This window comes from Saliphagus sp. LR7 (assembly GCF_003344565.1).
Taxonomy (GTDB): domain Archaea; phylum Halobacteriota; class Halobacteria; order Halobacteriales; family Natrialbaceae; genus Saliphagus; species Saliphagus infecundisoli.
The window spans coordinates 1-14,578 of sequence record NZ_QPND01000042.1 but is presented as its reverse complement, the minus strand read 5'-3'; the positions used below and the strand labels follow the sequence as shown (position 1 = coordinate 14,578).

Sequence of the window (14,578 nt, the reverse complement as noted above, 5' to 3'; positions counted from 1 at the left end):
TGCCCGATTGAGTGTGGCTGATGGCACCGCCCGTGGGGTGTTAGCGAGGCAGTCCGAACGCGTTCGGACTGACGTTGCCATGCGTTCATCGCCTCGACGCACTGCCTACAAACCGGGACCAACCACTGGGGTTGGGAAGTTGCCTCCGTCGGGGTGGTCAGCGTGACCGGCCCCGAGCGCGAGGAATCCCACGACTTCAGTCGTGTGGAGGATGTCAAGCCCTCTCTCTCACCTCGGGCCGACCCGACCGAGCTCATGGCCGATCCCCTTCCTTGGAGGAGCGATGTCTGAGCGGCTCCGTCACCCGCTCGTCGCGGTCGCTGGCGCCTGTCTGTTGACGCTGCCGTTCGTCGCGCTGTTCGTCACCCGCGGCTTTCATCTCGATCCGACGGCGAACGTCGTCCCGCTCACTGCGGTTCTCGTCGGCGGGCTCGCGATTCTCGGCGCGGCGTTTCTGCTCGCATGGGGTGCGGAAACGGCGGAGAAGGACGTCCCGACGGCGTTCGCGATCGCCGTCCTCGCCGTCCTCGCCGTCGCACCGGAGTACGCCGTCGACGCCCTCTACGCGTGGGAGGCCGGGGCGTTCGAGGGAACCGAGCGCGGAGTCGAGGCGGCCAACCTCGCGATCGCGAATATGACCGGCGCAAATCGGATCCTTATCGGGATCGGCTGGGCCGGAATCGCGCTGCTGACGATCTACCGAGCGAACCAGGTGCGCGACTCGGCCGTGGTTCAACGCCCCGGACTCCTCGCGGATGCAGTCCGGATCGACCGCGACATCTCCCTCGAAATCGTCTTCCTGCTCGCCGCGACGGTCTACGCGCTGTTCATCCCGCTGGGGGGCGGGATCGGGGTCGTCGATACGGTCGTCCTCGTGGGCCTCTATGTGCTCTATCTCGGCATCGTCGTTCGTGGCGACGTCGAGGAGGGCGACGCCCACGTCGGCGTCCCGGCGTACTTCCAGACGTACCCGAAGGCGCCCCGGATCGCGGTCGTACTGGGTCTGTTTGCCTTTTCGGGGCTGGTTATCTTCGAGGCGGTCCACCCGTTTGCATTGGGCCTTGAGGAGCTGGGAACGGGACTCGGGATCCCGCCGTTTTTCATGATCCAGTGGCTCGCGCCGCTAGCCAGTGAGAGCCCCGAGCTCATCGTCGTCATCTATCTCGTCAACAAGGCGCGCTCGACCGCCGGCTTCAACGCGCTCATCTCCTCGAAGCTCAACCAGTGGACGCTCCTGATCGGGACGCTCGCCGTCGTCTATTCGCTCGCGGTGGGTCATATCGGGACGCTCTCGTTCGATCAGAAGCAAGCCGCCGAGATCTGGATCACCGCCGCACAGAGCTTCTTCGCCATCGCCATCCTGATGAATTTCGAGATTAGCGCCCGTGAAGCGGTGGTGTTGCTCGTCCTGTTCGTCTCGCAGGTCGCCGCCGAGTTCTACGTCATCCAGGCGTACGCCGGCGCGACCGAAGCAACGCTCAGCCTCTCTCTCCTGTACGTGTTCACGGGCGTCTACATCCTCCTCGGACTCGGGCTGTTCGTCTCCCGATCGGGAAGCCTTCGCGAACTCTTGGGGCATACGGCCGTAACCGTTAAAGACGCGTTCGGGAGGTCACCGACGTCCGAGCCAGCCGATTGATGGACGAACTCGTCCTGGAGTGGCCGTGCCGGCGTCGGTCCTCGCTGCGACGCGATCCGTCAGACGCCTGGCTGTCGCCCGTCAGACGGTCCGTTTCGAGTGGGACGACTGGAGATCACGGTTCCCGTGGAACACGTGGAGAAACTGGCAAATCGAGAACCGTCTGACGGCCGTGCGACGTGTTTCGAGTGGAGACCAACAGAGGGAACGGGTGTCGGTCCCGACTTGCGTCTCCTCGGGACTCCGGGACAGGGGTCGGGGGCGGTCTCGATCCCGTTCGCTGTCGCCGACTCACCGCCGGCCGTCGAGTTCCTCGAGTGCCCCTCGGAACTGCTCGGCGTTGACCGACGGCTCCACCGAGGCCTGCTCCGCGAGGACCCCTGCGTACTCGTCGATCGTGTCGGGATCGGGGTCAGCCGCCAGCACGCAGTCGACGTAGCCCTCGAGTGCACCCCGAAGGCGCTGGGCGTAGTGGTCGTAGGCGGCATCGATGCGATACTCGTTGTCGTCGATCCCTTCGAAGACCGCGAGATAGACGGTTGCAGCAGCTAGGTAGCGCTCGCGCTCGCGGTACTGGTCGGCCAGCTCGAAGAGGTGCGAGAAGTCGATGGCCTCCGTGACGACGGGGTACTCCCGGGTGTGCTCGTCGAACAGTGCTTCGACCGCCTCGCGGTGCTCCTCGACCGACGGGCTGTCGTCGCCGAACCGAGCACGAAACTGCTCGCGTATCTCCGGGTTCGTTGCGAGCACGTCGTCGAGGAACGCCCGCAGGTCGTCGGCCGGGACAGTCGTCAGGAGGGTCTCGATCCCCTCGCTCTCGTCGGCGGGCGGGTCGGCGATGACCTCGAGCAGGGTCGCAACGACGTGTTTGCACGCGCCCGCTCCCTCGTAGGGGCAGGTACACCGCGTCTCGATCGGTTCCTCGAGGTCGACGCGAACGTCGTAGGCACTCGACCCCCGGACGACGGCGGTAACGACGTCCTCGAACCGCTCGCAGCGCTGGATCCGCCCTTCCGTCCGGTAGTTCCGGCCGCGCTCGAAGACGGCGTCGGTACACCGCTCCCGAACGGTGGCTTCGTCGAGATCCATATGCGGATGGACGTGTTCGAGCGTCTTGTGTGTCGGGTTCTGTCGGTTCTCGACTCTGGCGGGTGCCCGCAGGCCGTCTAGATGCCGAGCCACTCGTCGTTTCGGATCTCGTACCCGTTCGTCCGGCAGAACTTCGCCGCTTCCCGGCGTACCGATCGGGACCCCGGGAGTTGTTCTTTGTCACGGATTCGCTCGACGATCCAGTCGCTGATGACGTGGACTCCCTCATCGTCGTCATCGGCGTCGATCGCTTTGAGTTCCCGAAACGTCTTCTCGTAGGCTTCACGCTGTGACTCACTGAGATCCGCGTCCGGAAGCGTCTCGCTGGCTTCCACGACTCGTTTCATGGCCGCGGCGACCGTCGGCCGCTGGACTCGCGCTCGGACGGCAGACGGAGAGTCGAACGTCACTGCATCCGTCTCCGGAACCAGTTCCTCGATAGTGTAGCCCCTGTCGCCCGAATTGACTTCGCGGTCGCCGATCACCGCGACGACCTCCGACCCCGCTGCCGGGAATGTCAGCGATTCGAGTTCCGAACCGAGATCGGCGAACTCGTCTGAGTCAACCGGCGGCTCTGTTTCGTCTCCTCGTTCCAGGTCCGCGGCAATGTCGCGCTGTCGCTGGCGTCTGTCAGCGTCGCGCGCTTGCTTCTCTCGGCCACGCTTGTCGTCTGCCATCCCCGAATGGAGGCTTCCCAGCGGGATAGTTCTGTGGTTGATCGGCTCCGGAGCGGTTCTTCATCTTACCGGTAGGGTGCACAGACTCGTTCGAGACCCTCTTCGAGATCAATCTGTGGTTCCCAACCGGCCTCGTCGCGAATTTTCTCGATGTCCGCGCAGGTGTCGTGGACGTAGACGTCCTCGGGGATCGGATTCTCGACGTACTCGGGGTCGACGTCGGTCTCGAGCTGATCGTTCAGCCGGTTGACGAGCTCGTTGAAGCTGTAGGGGTCGCCCGTGCCGAGGTTGTAGACACCAGTGAGTCGGTTGTCGGCGGCGGCCTCGAGCCCGCGGACGATGTCCTCAACATGAGTAAAGTCTCGCGTCTGGGTGCCGTCACCGTACAGCTCTGGGGAGCGCCCGTGAGCGATGTCGTCGGCGAACTGGGCGATGACGTTGGCGTATTCGCCCTTGTGGCCCTCGGCGCCCTCGTAGCCCTGATACACCGAAAAGAAGCGCATGCCGGCGGTGGCGATGTCGTAGTGATTGTGGAAGTACTCGGCGTATCGTTCCCGGGCGAGTTTTGAGGCCTCGTAGCCCGTGTTCACGGCGACGGGCATCTCCTCGGGCGAGGGCTCCGTGCGACTCCCGTAGATCGAGGAGGTCGAGGCATAGACGACGGTGTCACAGCCGTCTTGTCTCGCTTGGTCGACGGTGTTGACGAACCCTTCGACGTTGACGCGGGCACCCCTCGTCGGGTCCTCCTCGTGCATCGCGTACGAGGAGAGCGCGGCGAGGTGAAAGACCACGTCGACATCGGTGGGAAGGTCGTCGTCGAGGACGCCCACCGGACGGTAGTCGACATCGCTCGTGAGATTGTCGGGCGTACCCAGATATTCGTCATCGATGGCGATCACGTCGTTGTCGGCAGCGAGATGGGTCGCGAGGTTCGAGCCGATAAAGCCCGCTCCGCCCGTGACGAGCACGCGTTGGTCCTGCATACGCGGGTACTGTCCATCGGCTGGGATAGTAATATCGCTGTCCGCTTGAGCACAGCGCTCGATCGCTTTGCCGCCCTCGTCCCCTCGATCGTGATCACCGAGTACGACACCTGTTGAGGTTTTCATTGAAAATATGATCGGCACTACCTCTACAAATGTTGATCCTTCAATGTGGACAATCGGTCCGTTCGGCGTGTCTCATTGGTGGCTGAAAACGCCAATGGGTCGAGGGGTGGACCGAGGCCATGGAGGTGGCGTACCTCCGTCGGTTTCTGAAGACCGTGTTCAGCCCACCCCGCCGTCGACGCCTCCGTCATGTGGGGGCTCTGGGACGAGATCCACTGGCACGAGAACGCGCCGCTGTTCCGGGCCGACTGGTCGCCCAAACCGGCGTCCGACGTCTCCACTGACCTCGTCTTCGGGGAGTGGTGGATCGACCGGGCGGGTAACGCGGATGGTGTGAGGTGGTATACGGCCGACGCCACCCTCGGGACCTACGACCTGGCGGCGCGGGCCAACGGGCGGACAGCGAGTAAACTACCCCGCCCTACTCGCGGCTTCGCCGCTCGGTGAGGAAGGGGGCTCCGCGCTATCCGCCAAAGCTGATTCTCGAACGGGTTGTACGTCGTCGAGGGCGGCACCTTCTCGAGCACGGACTGTTTCCACGATGACTCCGATCGGCCTCTCCAGACGATCCCGTGACGGATGGGTGGGGACTGTCGAACGGTACCTCTGTTCGGTAGTACTATCCGCCTAGAGGAGTAATAGGCGTCGCTGACAGCGTATTTGCTAGTACATAACAATATCTCGTAGTGGGACAACAGCGTTTCATGCACGATCTGACCGGCTTCCAACGTGACCTCCTCTATGTCATCAGCGGATTCGACCAGCCCTCCGGCCAATCGATCGGCGAGGAACTCCAGGAGTACTACGAGACGGAGATCAATCACGGACGGCTCTATCCAAATCTCGATACGGTTGTCAACAAAGACCTCGTCGAGAAAGGCCAACTCGACCGACGGACGAACTACTACACCATCACGGAGGCAGGCGAAGAGGCGATCCAGGAACGGCGACAGTGGGAAGAGCAGTACGTCGAGATGTGACGGAGCCGCAGATTCAGCCGCTCGATACGGTCCTCTCATTCAACTAATCTGTCAACAGGAAGCATTATGGTGGCGGGGTGGGCTCGTCGGAGCATGGCATCCAATAGCAACCTACCAAATCAAATCACAGTCATCGGTCGCGGAGTTCCAGCAAACTACGAAATTAGCATCGATGGAGCCATCGAGGAGATCGACACCGAATCCCGTGAAGACGGGACGATCGTCTCCGGACGGGCGGCCGAAGGAGTGATCGAGACCGGCGTCCAGCGATTCCGCTTCTCGGGAGAGATGGCGAACGTACATCTCGTCGATTGGAACGGGACCCCGGCGCCAGAGTCGTCGAGTACGCCCTTCGTCCATGTCGATTACGGCGTCTCCGATCGAAACGACCACAGATAAACTACCCCGCCCTACTCGCACCCTCCCGCCTTGCGGCGGTCGGTCACTCCTTGAGGGCGGGGCTTTACCGCAACGACATTGTGCCCCGCGACCCCATGCATGGACGCGGCCCGGCTTCCTCTTCCCGTCCACGCTTCGAGCGGGGGCTTTCAGGCCCACCTTCGACCGTCCGCGTGGATTGTCCCGCCGATTCAATTCCCGGTGTTCTCACGCTCTACCCTCAATTGAGGGACGGGAATCGAACCCGTTCGCGGTCGTCGTTCCCGAGTATAGGGTGCGAGGACGGAGTGATTGGCGTAACCTTTGAGCGTTCCAGATCTGCAAACTCCATCTCGTCATCCCGTGGGCCCTGACCTCCATGAAGGGATGTTCAAACGTCGCGCAGACCACTCTTGCCGCTCGGTGAGGAAGGGGGCTCCGCGCTATCCTCCAAAGCTGACTCGGCTGCGATCTCTTGGTCTCTGCATAGTAAGCGCTCTACAGGCGGAGCAGGCCGAGTGCCTCGGGGCTTGACCCCGAGGCGGTTCACTCATGCGGGTCGCGGTTCGACCCGAGGTATCGCCCGGTTCGCGTGCGCTCGCTCACTCCGGAGGCGGTTCGTCCCGATACAACGTCGCGAACAACACGCCCGCACAGAGCGCGAGGGTAGCGGCGGCCCAGAACGCGGCCGTATACGAGAGGACGTCCGTCATCACGCCGACGGCGACCGGCCCGATCGTGGCCCCGATCTGCCAGGAAAGGCTCCGCAGCGAGATGCTGCTCCCGACGGCGTCCTGATACTCTCCTTCCCGAACGAACATCGTTACGCTCGTCGGGATCCGCAGGCTGTCCGCGATACCGAGCAGCACGTAACAGAAGAAGAGCACGAAAAAGGCGCCGGGGATGGTTTCCTCGCGTCCGGCGACCGTCAGCGCCACCGGGTCGATGAACTCGTCGGCGTGGACGGCCAGCGGGATCATCGCCGTTCCGATCGCATACAGCACGATCCCCATCAGGATAAACCAGTGGAGCCGTCCGACCCGATCCCCGAGCTGGCCGATGTAGCCCTGTGAGATCGACTTCGTGAACCGTCCCCCGGCGAGGATGCCCCCGATCAGGAGCGCGTTCATCCCGAACTCGAGGCGTGCGAAGACCGGGAGAAAGATGAGTACAGCCTCCTTGCAGAAGCTGAACGAGAACCGAAACGCGACCAGCGCCATGATTGCCCGCCGTTTCAACAGCCCGAGGAGTTTCCCGGCAGTGGAACTCGAGTCGTCGCTCGGAACCGGCTCCGCGGGCAGATGTTTGAGCACGTAGCCGACCGACAGCGTCGAGAGGACCACGAAGATCGCCCACGTCGACTCGAAGCCGACGAAAAACAGGAGGCCGGCGCCGAGCAGGTCGCCCGACAGCTTCGAGAACGCGGTGACGTTCTGATAGGTGCCGACCCAGAGTCCCCGGTCACCCTCGGGGCCGAGACTCCCCACGATCGCCGTCCCGGCGAGATAGACCGTGATCGAACTGACTCCCTGGAAGGCCCGAATGCCCACGAGCTGGAGCGCCGACTCGACGAACACGTAGCCGGCCAGCACGACGACCTGGAGAACCAACCCGATCACGAGGAGCCGTTTGGCGTCTCGCACGTCGATCCAGCGCCCGACGGGGACGACGAGCACGAGTCGGACGAACGCGTAGGCGGTGCCGAAAAGTCCCGCGACGAAGCCGGACGTCTCGAAGAGATCGGCGTAGAGCGCGAGCGCGACGATGATCGTCGCGAACGCCATCCCCCGCACGAAGTTCATCACCGCGAGGGCGGCGAACCCCTGATTCCGAAACAGTCGGAGCTGGGACCGTGTGTCCCCGGCAGCCATCTTATGGATGCCTCCGGCTCGACCGCGTCTGAGACCGTCGCGGGTTCTGGGATGCCCTGCCTGCGGCGTCCAGGCGGCCGAATCCGCCGTTCGATCCTCTCACTCGTGGCTCACGGACGCGGTCGGCCGTCGGTCGAACGTGGTCCGGACCCGGGCCACTGGCGATCCGATCGGTATGCTGTCCATACCCGGGAGCGCGCTCGGCGACCGAGATAAAGAGCCGGGTAGGAGTAGCGATCGCCGGTGGTCGTGATGCTCTCCTCGTTCGACACCCACGAGGGATGCCTCGAGCGCCACGATCGCTCTGTGGACGAGAAACGCCGGCTCCACGGGCTCGCCGAGGGGGGCCGCGGAGAACGGTTGGCCCTGACTACAGCGACCGTTCGGTCACGCGCGTTCCGGGGCCTGATGCCAGGCGGACGCGATGTTCAGTCTCTCGAGAAAGCTCACGACAGCGACGCTCGGGGACGCTCGGGGACGCGAGAAGGGACCCGTGACTGGGTATCGGGCTCGCGGCCGCGGCTAGCGACCGTTCGTTATCGACGGAGGGCGCCGAGTCCCGGCACGCTCCAGCCCTCCGTTCGGGGCGGGATCTCGATCTCGACGCCGGTAAGCTCCTCGGAGACGGTCCAGAGGGCGCGTGCGGTCTCCCGGTCGTGAGAGCGCTCCGTCGACTCCTGGCGTTCGGGGGCCCCGCGCATCCCGAAGAGGCCACCGGGGCCGTAGTAGGCACCGCCTTCGACCTCCGGGTGGGTCGCGGCGTACAGCGTCGGGAGCGCCCCGTCGGCGGCCGACTGGGCGACGATGGCGTTGATCGCGCCCATCGCGGCCAGCCGGAGTTTCGAGCCGGCCGCTTTCGGGCCGCGGGCCTGGAGGTTCGTGTCGGCATACCCCGGGTGACAGGCGACGCTCGTGACGTCCATCTCCGCGGCCTCGAGCCGACGGTCGAGTTCGTACGCAAAGAGGAGGTTCGCGAGCTTCGACTGGGCGTACGCGCCCCACTTGTCGTAGGCGTCCTCGTGATTGAGGTCCGCGAAGTCGATCTCGCCGCCCTCGTGGGCCTTGCTCGAGACGGTCACGACGCGGGCGTCCGCGGCGAGATGGCCGAGGAGCACTCCCGTGAGTGCGAAGTGACCGAGGTGGTTGACCCCGAACTGCGTCTCGAAACCGTCCGCGGTCTCCGAGCGGGGGATCGCCATCACGCCCGCGTTGTTGATCAGACAGTCGATCGTGGGGACGGACGCGCCACCGATCGAGGCGTCGGCGAGTCGATCCGGAAACGTCCGGACCGACTCGAGGTCCGCGAGGTCGAGGCCGGCGACGACGAGCGTGCCGGGGACGTCCGTCGACTGAACTCGTTTGGCGGCCTCCCGACCCCGGTCGGTGCTTCGACACGCCATGATCACGGTCGCGCCGCGCTCGGCGAGGACTCGCGCCGTCTCGTAGCCGATCCCGCTGTTGGCCCCGGTGACGACGACCGTGCGGTCGTGTTGGGCGGGGACGTCCGCTTCGGTCCAGCTCATGGCCTCCCTCGGGGAGTCGGCTACTTGGGTTCGTTGGCTGCAATCGGCCCGTGGCGTTCGGATCGGTCTCTCCGGAGGTCTGGGAAGTAATTGAGACCGCTATATACGGAAAAGGGCAGTGTTTCGTGTGGAACGCCTGGAGCGCAGGGCCGTTCGACCGACCGCCTCTACGTGGGGTTATTCAAGCGAATATTATTTATTAGGACCGCTGATTAAACAAGCGAGTGCAAAAGGGAATTAAATACTTGCTCGAGGTGGGTGGTCGTGCGGATCCATGAAACGAACATTCACCGCACTCCTGACCCTTGCACTGCTCGGGACCCTCGTGTTCGGGGGCCTGGCCGGCACGGCCGCTGCCCACGATCACCACGACAAAGACGACGAGAAACAGGAGTCCGAGCAGGGTGCTGCGGTCTTTCAGCAGTCCAATGCTGAAGTGACCCAGATCCAGTATAGCGCACAAGCTAACGTAAACGATGGCGACCAGACCGCTGTCGCGCTGAGCTACCAGGGCTTTGCGGACGCTTCGAACAGCGTGACGCAAATCAACGCCAACTCCCAGAGTGCAACCGCCGTCAGCACGAACATCGCTGACGTCGACCAGGACAGCAACCAGAAGCAGTAAGTCGTCCGACCAGCCGTCCTCATTTTTTGCGTCGGAACGCTCAGCGGAGTGAGACGTCGAAAAAATCTATCTGTCAACAGCGAGAGAATCCCGTCCTGAGGCCGGAGGCCGAAGGTCGGGCGTGACTCGCGTACACTCCGTAATGCAATCACCGTTTATCGCTGGCCGGATATTCACTTTCACCGCGCACGGCCAACCTGTAAGTTTAAACGATGACATAAGCTATGTATGGCGAAAAGGACCGTCACCCGGACCCACGTTGCGTCCATACGCAACTACCAACAGGTCCGTGACGGTCTGGACTCGCTCGGATTCGCCGCCTCGAAACTCTGGAATGTCGCCCGGTGGACCATCGGGCGCATCTGGGACGAAACGGGGACGATTCCCGGCGAAGGCGCGCTCAAGTCGTACCTCAAAAGCCACGAACGCTACGCTGACCTCAACGCACAGTCAAGTCAGGCAGTTCTCGAAGAATTGTCTGAGGCGTTCACCTCGTGGTACGGCCACCGCCAAAACGGGAACCAGAACGCGAATCCGCCCGGCTACCGAAAACACGGCGACGACCACCCACGCTCGACCGTCACGTTCAAAGAAGACGGCTTCACGCACGACGCCACGAACGGACGTCTCCGCCTTTCGAAAGGGCGGAACCTCAAGGCCCACTGGTCGGACTTCCTCCTGTGCGAATACGAAACCCGACCGGACGTTGAGATCGAGAACGTCCAACTGGTTCGTGCGGTCTACGAACGCGGCGAGTGGTGCTTGCATATCGTCTGTCGGCATGAGATCGAGACCGAATCACCTGGAAACCGAACGGCTGGTATCGATCTCGGGATATGCAACTTCGCCACCGTCTCGTATGGCAACGAAGCCACGCTGTACCCCGGTGGCGCGCTCAAAGAGGACAGCTACTACTTCACCAAAGAGCGGGCGAAGTGCGACGATTCTTCCTCTCGGGAGGCACGCCGACTCGACCGAAAACAGACCGAACGTCGAAGCCACTTCTTGCACGCGCTCTCGAAACACATCGTTTCAGAGTGTGTCGAGAGGGGTGTCGGCACGATCGTCATCGGCGACCTCGGTGGTATCCGCGACGACGAGAACGGTGACGCCCGCAACTGGGGCGACCACGGCAACCTCGACCTTCACGGGTGGGCGTTTGACCGCTTCACGTCGATGCTCGAATACAAGGGAGAGGGTGCGGGTATCGAAGTCGTTCGAGAGCCCGAGCGCGCTACCTCACAGACGTGTTCGGCGTGTGAGATGAAAGACGGCAACCAGCGCGTCGGGCGTGGGTTATACGTCTGTGACAGCTGTGGAACGGTCGCCAACGCCGACGTGAACGGTGCCGAGAACATCAGACGAAAGGTACTCCCGAATCTCGCCACGGATGGCGGTGATAGGGATAACGGCTGGATGGCACAGCCAGCGGTTCGCCTGTTCGATCGGAGCGAGGGCCGGTTTGCCCCGCGAGAACAGGTCGCCGACCGCGAACCATAATATCCCACCGCAGTACGGGAAACCCCGGCGTTCACGCCGGGGAGGATGTCATCTCTAACTGGTATTCCCCATGCAGGGAAAGCCTCCTCGTTTACGGCGAGGAGGATGTCACCTCATCGTGTGATAGGGTATGGCTCTCCCGGCCGTCTGTCGATTCCAGCTATCCGTCTTGTCCTTGCCGTTCTTGTCCTTGCCGTTCTTGTCCTTGCCGTCCTTTTTCTTGTCACAATCGCTGTCACCGCTCCCGACGCTGGCTGCCCGTGCCTCGGCGAGCTGGATGTTCTCGTTGGTCTCGTAGCTCACTTGTTCTGCGGTCGCCTCGCCGGAATCGCCGGCGATCGCGATTGCCGTGAGCTGTTCGTTGACGTTCAGCTGCTGGACGAACTGGAGTTGGGAGATCTCGGCAGCAGCGGTCTGCTGGTCGACGTCCCCGTTCTCGTAGGCGAGCGCCCAGGCCTGATCCTCGCTGGCGTTCGCTCCGTTGAGCACCGCACGGCCGTTTGCGCTGCCCTCCTCGACGGTGAGGGCCTCGGCTGACGCGACCTGCGCGTTGAAGTTGGCCTGGTAGCTCACCTGCCGGGCCGTCGCGGAGCTGTCGTCGGTGGCAGCCGCGACCGCCGCGTTCTGCAGGTTGATGTTCTCCTGGCCGACCTGCTGGCCCTGGACGATATCGGCGGACGCCTCCTGCGTGTTCGACTGGTTCTTACAGGTGTCCGACCGCGAGACCACGTCCTCCGGAAGCTCACCGACCATATCGCCACAGTCGAGAACGTCGGTGATCGATCTCGCATCGAAGGCGATCGCTGCTGCTTCGGCGACCTGTTCGTTCAGGTTGGTCTGTGAACTCTGCTGATAGGCTTCGGCGACGCTGTCTTTCCCGACGGCGATCGCGATGGCGACGCCCTGTTCGCTGACGTTGAGCTGTCCGACCTCCTGGGCCTGTTCGACCTCGGCATCGGCCGTCTGTTCGTCGGCGTCGCCGATGGCGGCGGCAACGGCGTCGGCGTGCTGGTAGTTCTCGTTGGTCTGCCAGCTCTGCTGGTAGGCCTGTGCGTGGCTACAGTCTTCGGCGAGCGCAACCGCAGCGCTTTGGCTGCTGTAATTCAGCTGGTCGACCTTCTGATCCTGGTCGATCGTCGCCCGGGCGGACTGTTCGTTCTGGTAGCTGTCCTCCTTGGCTACCCAGCCGGTGAACGTTCGGGTCCCCGTCTCTTCGGCGAAGACGACGTATACGGTGGTCGGATCGGTGAACGTCTCGTCTCGGGTCTCTTCGTCGATCGCGATCGATTCTGCAGTGCCCTCCTGTGTGTTGACGTTGCTCTGTTCGGCCTCCTGGATCGCCGTCGCCTCGCCGCCGTCGATCGCGATACTGACGGCGTAGCCTTGCTGGGTGACGTTGAGCTGGGAGACGTCCTGATACTGGATGACGCTCGCGAGCGACTCTTGGCCGTTCCCGTTGATCTCCGCACAGTGATCGTCGACCCAGCCGTCGAGATCTCGTTCGGATGAGTCGGCACCGAAGACCAGGTATAGTTCGTCGCCGTCGAGGTCGTGTGTGTCCTCCGCTGATTGTTCATCGCCCGAGCCCGCACGTGCGCTGCCGGTCGCGACCGACAGTGCGCCAACGCCAGCGCTGCTTGCTGCGAGCCCTTTGAGATAGCCCCGTCGATTCATCGTGACATAGTCCGCGTCTTTCTCTACCATGACGCACTCGGCCCGACGAGAATGTCTTACCTTGTAATGGATAGACTGACAGGAATAAGTGACCATTTAATCGGCGGATGGCAGGACCTACCCCGTCGTGGAGGGTCCGTGTCACTTCTGAATGTTGGGTACTGAGAAGCTCTACACACCGATTTAGGCATCCCAAAAATGTGCAGTACCTGAAAGGTATAAGACGGTGGAGCGACCACTTCCGTCCGTGATACATTCTCAACAGACGACCATCCGTCAACGGACCGGCAGCGTCGAGGAAAACGAGCTCCGGCTCGACCGCGAGAAGGCAGAACAGGTCGTCGACGCGCTCAACACCGAGCTCGCGAACTCGTACGTGCTCTACCACCAGCTCAAAAAGCACCACTGGGTGGTCGAGGGTTCGGAGTTCCTTCCCCTTCACGAGTTCCTCGAGGAGTCCTACAAGCACGTCGAGGAGGGCGCGGACGTCATCGCCGAGCGCGCCCAGGCGCTGGGCGGCGTTCCCGTCTCGGGACCCTCGAACCTGGAGGACCGGGCAACGGTGGAGTTCGAGGGCGAGGACGTCTACGACGTCCGGACGATGTTCCAGAACGACCTCGAGATGTACGGCGACATCATCGAGTCGCTGCGCGGGAGCATCGAACTCGCCGAGAACCTCGGCGACTACACCACCGCCGAGATCCTCCGGGAGATCCTCGTCACCCTCGAAGAGGACGGCCACCACTTCGAACACTACCTCGAGGACGACACGCTCACCCTCGAGGAAGCGACCCACTGACCGGGTGAGTTGAATGACACAGAAACGCGGTCCACTCGTTCGGGAGACCGGTGCGAGCGGGCGCCGTCAGGAGTGGGGCACTATCGTGGAGAACCCGCTCCGGATCGACCCCGCGGCTGCCGAAGCGATCATCGAGGCGTTGAGCGTCGACCACGCCGGATCGTTCAACCTGTTCTACCTGCTTCGCAAGCATTACTGGACTGCTGCGGGCGCCGAACACGAGGCGGTCGCCGACTTCCTCGAAGAGGCCTACAAGCGTGTGCGGGAGATCAACGACGACCTCGCGATTCGAATCGTCCAACTCGGAGGGATTCCGCCGAACACGCCCCCGACGATTCAGGAACGGGCCGACGTCCACCTCGAGGCCGAGAACCTCTACGATATTCGTGCGTCGTTGGACGGCGATCTCGAGGGGTATGCGACCCTGATCGTCAGTCTGCGCGACCACATCGCGCTTGCAGAACGACGGGGCGATCCGGGCACGGCCGAACTGCTCCGTGACCACCTCGAAGCCCTCGAAGCGGACGCCCACGTCATCGAGCAACTACTCGAGGCCGATACCCTCGTTCGCGCGGAGGTGCTGGCTGACCGATGACACGAATTAAGCGGAAGCCCACGACTTCAGTCGTGGGTCTAAGCGGTAGGCAGAGACTCGAAACCGCAAGACTTAGGCACTCTGAGGCCGTTTATGAGTCTAACTCGACTGGGAAAACT

Annotated in this window: 14 protein-coding genes; 8 read left to right on the top strand and 6 right to left on the bottom strand. The window is 63.1% G+C overall.

Annotation, left to right across the window (positions count from 1 at the left end):
* The first annotated feature begins 283 nt into the window (after positions 1–283).
* Complete coding sequence (locus DVH23_RS22470) at positions 284–1,639, top strand: sodium:calcium antiporter (protein WP_114579585.1); 1,356 nt, start codon at positions 284–286, stop codon at positions 1,637–1,639.
* Positions 1,640–1,930: 291 nt separating this feature from the next.
* Here DVH23_RS22470 and DVH23_RS22465 read toward each other — a convergent pair whose 3' ends face one another.
* The 3 genes from DVH23_RS22465 to DVH23_RS22455 form a co-directional block, all read right to left on the bottom strand.
* Positions 1,931–2,728, bottom strand: coding sequence for an SWIM zinc finger family protein (locus DVH23_RS22465; RefSeq protein WP_114579584.1), 798 nt, complete (start codon positions 2,726–2,728; stop codon positions 1,931–1,933).
* A gap of 77 nt (positions 2,729–2,805) precedes the next feature.
* Positions 2,806–3,405: a hypothetical protein gene (locus tag DVH23_RS22460; RefSeq protein ID WP_114579583.1), complete on the bottom strand. Its 600-nt coding sequence runs from the start codon at positions 3,403–3,405 to the stop codon at positions 2,806–2,808.
* 65 nt (positions 3,406–3,470) lie between these two features.
* Complete coding sequence (locus DVH23_RS22455) at positions 3,471–4,388, bottom strand: NAD-dependent epimerase/dehydratase family protein (protein WP_114579582.1); 918 nt, start codon at positions 4,386–4,388, stop codon at positions 3,471–3,473.
* Positions 4,389–4,703: 315 nt separating this feature from the next.
* Here DVH23_RS22455 and DVH23_RS22450 point away from each other — a divergent pair, with 315 nt between their 5' ends.
* The 3 genes from DVH23_RS22450 (at position 4,704) to DVH23_RS22440 (ending at position 5,893) form a co-directional block, all read left to right on the top strand.
* Positions 4,704–4,961: a hypothetical protein gene (locus DVH23_RS22450; RefSeq protein WP_114579581.1), complete on the top strand. Its 258-nt coding sequence runs from the start codon at positions 4,704–4,706 to the stop codon at positions 4,959–4,961.
* A gap of 257 nt (positions 4,962–5,218) precedes the next feature.
* Entirely contained in the window at positions 5,219–5,494 is a 276-nt protein-coding gene (locus DVH23_RS22445) for a PadR family transcriptional regulator (protein WP_114579580.1), read from the top strand.
* A gap of 93 nt (positions 5,495–5,587) precedes the next feature.
* Positions 5,588–5,893: a hypothetical protein gene (locus tag DVH23_RS22440; protein WP_198668065.1), complete on the top strand. Its 306-nt coding sequence runs from the start codon at positions 5,588–5,590 to the stop codon at positions 5,891–5,893.
* A 581-nt stretch (positions 5,894–6,474) separates the two neighbouring features.
* On the opposite strand, the gene DVH23_RS22435 is transcribed toward DVH23_RS22440, so the two are convergent.
* Both DVH23_RS22435 and DVH23_RS22430 read right to left on the bottom strand, forming a co-directional pair.
* On the bottom strand, positions 6,475–7,743 hold the full coding sequence (locus DVH23_RS22435) for an MFS transporter (protein ID WP_114579578.1): 1,269 nt from the start codon (positions 7,741–7,743) through the stop codon (positions 6,475–6,477).
* A 536-nt stretch (positions 7,744–8,279) separates the two neighbouring features.
* Positions 8,280–9,266, bottom strand: coding sequence for an oxidoreductase (locus tag DVH23_RS22430; RefSeq protein ID WP_114579577.1), 987 nt, complete (start codon positions 9,264–9,266; stop codon positions 8,280–8,282).
* Between the two features lie 274 nt (positions 9,267–9,540).
* On the opposite strand from DVH23_RS22430, the gene DVH23_RS22425 reads away from it, so the two are divergent.
* Together DVH23_RS22425 and DVH23_RS22420 are read left to right on the top strand one after the other, a co-directional pair.
* Entirely contained in the window at positions 9,541–9,891 is a 351-nt protein-coding gene (locus DVH23_RS22425; RefSeq protein WP_114579576.1) for an acetylglutamate kinase, read from the top strand.
* Positions 9,892–10,119: 228 nt separating this feature from the next.
* Positions 10,120–11,391 (top strand): RNA-guided endonuclease TnpB family protein, encoded by a 1,272-nt coding sequence (locus tag DVH23_RS22420; RefSeq protein WP_114579575.1) that lies wholly within the window; start codon positions 10,120–10,122, stop codon positions 11,389–11,391.
* Positions 11,392–11,499: 108 nt separating this feature from the next.
* Here DVH23_RS22420 and DVH23_RS22415 read toward each other — a convergent pair whose 3' ends face one another.
* Entirely contained in the window at positions 11,500–13,095 is a 1,596-nt protein-coding gene (locus DVH23_RS22415; protein WP_232833897.1) for a hypothetical protein, read from the bottom strand.
* A gap of 220 nt (positions 13,096–13,315) precedes the next feature.
* Between DVH23_RS22415 and dpsA (DVH23_RS22410) the strand changes: the two genes are divergently transcribed.
* Positions 13,316–13,864: a DNA starvation/stationary phase protection protein DpsA gene (gene dpsA / locus DVH23_RS22410; RefSeq protein WP_198668066.1), complete on the top strand. Its 549-nt coding sequence runs from the start codon at positions 13,316–13,318 to the stop codon at positions 13,862–13,864.
* A 13-nt stretch (positions 13,865–13,877) separates the two neighbouring features.
* Positions 13,878–14,459, top strand: a complete 582-nt coding sequence (dpsA, locus tag DVH23_RS22405; RefSeq protein WP_114579574.1) for a DNA starvation/stationary phase protection protein DpsA — start codon at positions 13,878–13,880, stop codon at positions 14,457–14,459.
* Positions 14,460–14,578 lie beyond the last annotated feature (119 nt).